Source organism: Paenibacillus sp. OT2-17, assembly GCF_009827695.1.
Taxonomy (GTDB): Bacteria; Bacillota; Bacilli; order Paenibacillales; family Paenibacillaceae; genus Paenibacillus; species Paenibacillus polymyxa_B.
On the sequence record NZ_WUDQ01000183.1, the window covers coordinates 1 to 6,707 of the forward strand.

The window sequence follows — 6,707 nt, forward strand, 5'->3', positions numbered from 1 at the left end:
GCCGGGTATGCATCGCGGCCCTGTCGTCCGCGTGAACCTGCTCCACCTGCAAAAGCCGTGGCATGTCGCACCACACGCTGCATAACTTCTCGCTGGCCTTTCAGCACTTCAGCCGCAAGCTGCTGCAAGCGTACGACCGGATATTGCCCCTCGGACAACATCAGATAGCCTTCCGAAACAAGAACATTGATAATTTCGGCAATTTCTTTTTCCGTCCGGTTGCCCATCACGCCATAGGTTGGCAGGCTGTCAAAACCATACTGCAGTACTTTTTTGTTACGCGAGCCTTTCAAGACCGAGGCGACCATCGAGACCCCATAACGCTCCCGCATGCGATGAATGCACGAAAAAATCTTTTGCGCATCTATGGTCATATCAACCAGTTCCCGCTCATCTGTACATGAACTGCATATGCCGCAAGCTTCATGCTCTTCCGCTTCTCCGAAATACTCAAGCTGTGCCGTACGTAGGCAACGAGTCGTGTAGCAATAATCAACCATCTGCTGGAGCTTGCGGTAGTCGTTGCGCTTGCGGTCTTCATCCTGTGGATTTTGCTCAATCAGAAACTTCTGCGTCACAATATCTTGCGGTCCGAACAGCAAAATACATTGACTCGGGTCGCCATCACGTCCTGCGCGTCCCGCCTCTTGCACGTAAGCCTCCATATTTTTAGGCATGTTGTAGTGAATGACATAGCGTACGTTCGATTTATCTATCCCCATGCCGAAGGCATTGGTTGCTACAATGACACGGATATCGTCGTACAAAAACCCTTCCTGGCTATCTGCACGTTCCTGATCTGTCATCCCGGCATGATAGCGCCCGGCTGCCATGCCTGCGTCACGCAGCCGTTGGTACAAATCGTCCACGTCCTTACGTGTCGCCGCATAAATAATGCCCGATTCCCCCTCATGCTCACGGGCATAATTCAGTAAAAAGCTGCGTTTGTCTTCCCCGCGCAGCACACTGAACGCCAAATTGGGCCGTCCAAGGCCTGTAACGAACGTCTCCGGTGAGCGCAGACGAAGCAGGCGCACGATGTCATCCATGACCTGCGGTGTCGCCGTTGCCGTAAACGCAGCCACGATTGGGCGTTCATACAGCCCGTCCACGAATGGAGCCACAGCCAGATAGCTGGTACGGAAATCATGGCCCCACTGGGATACGCAGTGTGCCTCATCTACCGCAACGCAGGAAATTGGCAACTGAGCCATTTCATCGCGAAACCAGTCCAGTTCCAGTCGTTCCGGTGCGACATACAGCAACTTCAAGTCACCATTTCGTGCAGCTCGTATGCGGTCATTCACTTCTCGACCACTCAACGTACTATTGATGTAGGCAGCAGCAATCCCCATTGTGGTCAGCGCATCCACCTGGTCTTTCATCAGCGAGATGAGCGGTGACACGACAATGGTCAGCCCCTCATGCAACAACGCGGGGATCTGGTAGCATATCGATTTTCCGCCTCCTGTCGGCATGATGCCCAACGTATCGTTGCCCTCCAGCATACTGGCCACAATTTTCTTTTGTCCCTCCCGGAAATCGGGATAGCCATAAAATTTTTGCAGCAAGTCCTGCGCCCGTTCCAATGTTGGTGCTTGTACAGTCATAGTTTCAAAACTCCTCATATTTCTAGCGTCCTTGACGCATATCGGCTTTTCTTTCGTTACCTTTAGTTTACCGGGGTTCTGGGTAATGTTCAACCGCTAGAAGACTGCCAATCTGGTTTAGTCCCTTATGGCGCTCGCTGTTTTCTCATGATATAGTGAACACGGTGCCGCAAATTTGTCCATAACTATGAAGAGACACGGTTCCAAGAAGGAGAAAGAATCCATGAACAATCGGAAACCCCAACGGAAAAATCATACAAAATCTACGTCAAACGCAAGCCATTCCAAACGCAGTCATAAACCTGCCGGAAGATCTGGCTCCCATAGACCGGAAGCTCAACGGAGAACGAATGCTTTAGATAAAGCCCCTGCCAAAACATACATCGTCCAGGAGCCTGCCGAGCTATTGAGCTTTTTAGTAGAACATGTGACTGGCATGGGTCGTAACTCCATTAAATCAGCACTGGCTCGTGGGCAGGTGTCCGTCAACGGCATTCCGCGTACCGTGCATAATTTTCCACTGGAGCAAGGTCAGACTGTCGCTCTTTCCAAGGAAAAAATAACTCCCGTCGTACCACTGACTGGGCTACGTATTTTGCATGAGGATGAAGCCATTATCGTTATCCATAAGGATGCCGGGTTGCTGTCCGTGGCTTCAGCGCAGGAGCAGGAAGTAACAGCATATCGCCAGCTTACGGCCCATGTGAGGCGCGAACATCCGTACAATCGTATTTTTGTACTGCATCGTTTGGATCGTGATACATCAGGAGTGATGATGTTTGCGAAAAGCGAAGCCATACAGCAGGAAATGCAAAAAGCGTGGAAGGAAGTTGTGTATGAACGAACATACATTGCTCTTGTCGAAGGACAAGTTAAAAAAGCTGAGGGTACAATCACTTCATGGCTGAAAGAAAGCAAGACGCTAAAAATGTATTCCAGTCCTTATCCGAATGACGGACAGCACGCAGTCACTCATTACAAGCTGCTTCAAGCCAATCGGCATTTTTCTTTGCTGGAAGTACGTTTGGAAACCGGACGCAAAAATCAAATCCGCGTACATATGGAGGATATCGGCCATCCAATTGTTGGAGATAAAAAATACGGTTCCAAATCCAAGTCGATTGGGCGTCTTGGCCTACATGCGAGGGTATTGTCATTTATTCATCCCGTCACCGGGGTATTGCTTCGTTTTGAATCCGACATTCCTAAAACCTTTTTGAATCCGTTCCGGGAGTAGAATTGAGCAAAGCATACGGAGATTAGATAGAAAAATAAAAGAGGAAATGAGGGGGCTGTAGAAGACAGCACCCTTTTTTGATTGATTAAGCGGTATACCTCCGAACACCATCAGCCATTTTCATCAACTCATCCCATATATATATGGGCGTATTACACACTGGACAATCTACCCAACCGTTTAAATAGGGTAATTGGGCAAGCAGCTTGTTCTCTTCAATTTTTCGGGCATATTCGTGTAACCACTGCATATTAGCACCTCTACGGTCCAATGAACGGGGGCTGATCGGATGGGGAACCAGATTGTCTGAATTTACAGGATCTTTATCATAGACAACCAGGGTGTCATTCTGTTCATCAGGCCAAATATAGAGCGGGGTACCGCAATGCGGACAATCCAGCGTATATTCGTCACCTGTATCGAAGCTTTGTAGCATATAAGCTACGCAGCGATAACCCTGAAAAGCAGCACCCGCAGCCAGAACATAGCGTTTACCGATATCTCCTTCGTGTTCCTTCGCATAGAGCACCATTTCTTCAGTCAATTCTGCAAGTCGGGCAATGGCACTCCGATATTGCGCATAAATATATTCAGCCAGACTAGAATCCACTTTCACCTGATCCCTTGTAAATTCCAATGGAACTTTGGTATGTAGAGGATTGTTATTCTTCGCTTCGAATATTCCGCAAATGTTATATATATCTGCACGAATCCCTATATCAGAACTTTTTAACGCAATGTCTACAAGGTAAGGTACAGCCGCAAATGTACAAGTATACAACGTATTTTGGTGATACAGTTCCTCCCAATACAAGGTGTCAGCCATTTCGCCGTCATATCCGGCTTGGAGCTGCTTCAACATTTCTGGGACGTATTGAGAAGAACCGTAGGGGCCTTGGAGCAGAGTCCAGGCCGGATCGGACAAAGCCAGCATCTTGATACTCCTTTCACCGTTTTTCTTACAGTAGAGGATTTTGCAAAAATCTCATAAGCGACTTCCAATGAACTTTCCAATGAACAAGATATAGATCGAAATGGTTTAGTTCGTCTATATCTTGCACTTCGGAGCGACTGGAATCGAATTTTGCAAAATCCTGACAGTAACATGGGATCGGTTTGTAAATTAAATTTTGCTATCAAAATTCATTTTAACTTCATAATTCTCAGCTTCTTACGTTTATTTCATTATACGCACATTATTAGCTGAAGTTGCTTTTCTCGATTTACGCAATATACAAAATCACTATTTTTTCGGGTCTATAATCATATTCGGTTAAGCTTTCAGCATTGTGAAGGTGACACACATTAAATTAATGAATTACTAACCCGGTTCTTATGTTTTACTACGAGTCCTCTGTCCATTCAGTTCCTTCGCCCTATGCATAGTCTACATTATAAGTCCTGTTACTTAAAAATCGCTGAGTAAGAAATAAAGTATATATACGTTAAAATTTCCATACATGTAAAAACAAAGACGCTCCCCTGCCTGTTTTTAATTATGCCAAACGGGTAAGACATACTTGTTCAAGGCTTTAATCTAACAGCTACAGAACTGATTTTATGAATCGGTATATGAAAAGGAGTGTTGGGAATATTATGTATGAATACTGCGACTATAAGGGGAAATAGCCTATGACCATAACACCGGAACAGCGGATTACCCTGCACGGATTTAACAATTTGACCAAATCATTGAGCTTCAACATGTACGATATTTGTTACACCAAAACCAAAGAAGAACGCGAGGCGTATATTGAATATATTGATGAACAATACAACTCAGATCGGCTGACAGCTATTTTAAAAAATGTATCTGACATTATCGGCGCCCACGTACTCAACGTAGCCCAGCAGGATTATGTACCTCAAGGAGCCAGCGTAACAGTACTTATATCAGAAGGACCCATTGTGGAGGTACCGACTGAATCTTATGCCGAGTCACCAGGCCCCCTACCTGAATCTGTCGTGATACAGCTGGATAAAAGCCACATTACGGTTCACACCTACCCAGAATATCATCCAGACGAGGGGATCAGTACGTTTCGAGCTGATATTGATGTCTCTACCTGTGGGGAAATCTCCCCGCTCAAGGCACTCCACTATTTGACTCATTCTTTCGACACCGACATTATGACGATTGATTACCGGGTACGCGGCTTCACACGTGATACGAATGGACATAAGCTTTTCATCGACCATGATATCGCCTCCATTCAAAACTATATTCCAGACGAAGTGCGCAGTCAGTATGACATGATCGACGTGAATGTGTATCAGGAAAATATTTTCCATACCAAATGTAAGCTAAAACAATTCGATCTGGACAATTACCTGTTCGGCTACACCAAGGAAAGTCTGAGTGAAAAAGAGCAACAAAATATATCAACACGTCTCAAAATCGAAATGGACGAAATTTACTACGGTAAAAATATGACGTAACAGATCGAATGCGTGAAAATAAAATAGATCATTTTATAAAAAAAAGGATGATCGCTTGGACTGGAATACAGCCGGGCTTTCGTCCTTTTTTAAATACAAAATAATAGATATTACTCAACTTGATCTGTACAAGCGAGAGATTGTTCACTATGATAGGGGAAGAAACCACTAATTTAAAATATCAGCATAGATTTACATCCGTTTCCTATTGTAAGCGCAATCAATTGATCCTACGTATGATTTTGTTATGGAAGACAAAGGAGGAATTTGTATGCAAGGCGGTATTGGCGGTAAAAACATCATTTTGCGATTGGAAATTTCCACCGGACACATCCAATTTGGTCAATTGATTACGCTGGTAAACGAACATGGCGGAGATGTGATTGCCATTGACGTCATTAGCACCTCTGAGAAGGTCACTGTGAGGGATATTACAGTTACCATTGCCGATCCAGCAGAAATCGACCGAATGATTGCTCGGATTAAAAAAGCACAAGGTGTTAAGGTATTATCCATCTCTGATCGTACCTTCCTATTACACCTCGGGGGCAAAATTGAAATGCAGCCCAAAGTCCCAATTCAAAACCGCGATGACTTATCCCGGGTATATACCCCCGATGTGGCACGCGTATGCATGGCGATTCACGAGGAACCGGACAAAGCTTTCCGCTTGACGATCAAGCGCAACACGGTCGCTGTCGTCTCTGACGGAAGCGCTGTTCTCGGGCTAGGGAACATCGGTCCCTATGCAGCCATGCCGGTTATGGAAGGCAAAGCCATGCTGTTCAAGCAGCTCGGCTCCGTCGATGCCTTTCCAATCTGTCTGGATACGCAGGACACCGAAGAGATCATTAAGGCCATTAAACAAATGGCCCCAGCTTTTGGCGGGATTAATCTGGAGGATATTTCGTCGCCACGATGCTTTGAGATTGAACAGCGGTTACGTAAAGAGCTGGACATACCTGTTTTTCATGACGATCAGCACGGCACAGCTGTCGTTTTATACGCAGGGCTGATCAATGCGCTCAAGGTTGTCGGCAAAGCCCTGTCTGACGTCAAAATTGTCGTCTGTGGTATCGGGGCTGCGGGTGTGGCCTGTACGAAAATTTTGCTATCTGCAGGAGCAGTCAACATCATTGGCGTAGATCGTCACGGAGCGCTTACAGCTGATGAAACATACGAGCATCCGATGTGGAACTGGTATGCGCAGCATACCAACCCTGAACGGCTGTCGGGCACGCTGTCCGAGGTTCTGAAGGATGCTGACGTGTTTATCGGGCTGTCGGCAGGTGGACTACTGCAACGAGAAGACGTGAAACGTATGAAAGAAGCCCCTGTGCTGTTCACTATGGCTAACCCGGTTCCCGAAATTGCGCCAGAGGACGTCGAGGACATTGCGGGTGTCATCGCCACCGGACGTT

General features: G+C 46.2%; 5 protein-coding genes. 3 read left to right on the forward strand and 2 right to left on the reverse strand.

Going from position 1 to position 6,707, the window contains the following annotated elements; genetic code table 11:
• On the reverse strand, positions 1-1,610 hold a 1,610-nt coding region (gene recQ, locus GRP75_RS16695), incomplete at its 3' end, for a DNA helicase RecQ (RefSeq protein ID WP_160789845.1).
• A 223-nt stretch (positions 1,611-1,833) separates the two neighbouring features.
• Between recQ and GRP75_RS16700 the strand changes: the two genes are divergently transcribed.
• Complete coding sequence (locus GRP75_RS16700; protein WP_160789846.1) at positions 1,834-2,847, forward strand: RluA family pseudouridine synthase; 1,014 nt, start codon at positions 1,834-1,836, stop codon at positions 2,845-2,847.
• Positions 2,848-2,932: 85 nt separating this feature from the next.
• Here GRP75_RS16700 and GRP75_RS16705 read toward each other — a convergent pair whose 3' ends face one another.
• Positions 2,933-3,781 carry a hypothetical protein gene (locus tag GRP75_RS16705; RefSeq protein ID WP_160789847.1) on the reverse strand — a complete coding sequence of 283 codons (849 nt, stop codon included), beginning with the start codon at positions 3,779-3,781 and terminating at the stop codon, positions 2,933-2,935.
• Positions 3,782-4,479: 698 nt separating this feature from the next.
• Between GRP75_RS16705 and speD the strand changes: the two genes are divergently transcribed.
• Together speD and GRP75_RS16715 are read left to right on the forward strand one after the other, a co-directional pair.
• The gene (gene speD, locus GRP75_RS16710) at positions 4,480-5,286 is read left to right on the forward strand and encodes an adenosylmethionine decarboxylase (protein ID WP_013309324.1); all 807 of its coding nucleotides are present in this window, start codon (positions 4,480-4,482) and stop codon (positions 5,284-5,286) included.
• A 271-nt stretch (positions 5,287-5,557) separates the two neighbouring features.
• Positions 5,558-6,707: NAD-dependent malic enzyme (locus GRP75_RS16715; RefSeq protein WP_160789848.1), on the forward strand; the 1,150-nt coding region annotated here is incomplete at its 3' end.

Coding starts and splice junctions, on each gene's coding strand:
- GRP75_RS16700 (WP_160789846.1), top strand. CDS start 1,834: ATGAACAATCGGAAACCCCAACGGAAAAATCATACAAAATCTACGTCA.
- GRP75_RS16705 (WP_160789847.1), bottom strand. CDS start 3,781: ATGCTGGCTTTGTCCGATCCGGCCTGGACTCTGCTCCAAGGCCCCTAC.
- speD (WP_013309324.1), top strand. CDS start 4,480: ATGACCATAACACCGGAACAGCGGATTACCCTGCACGGATTTAACAAT.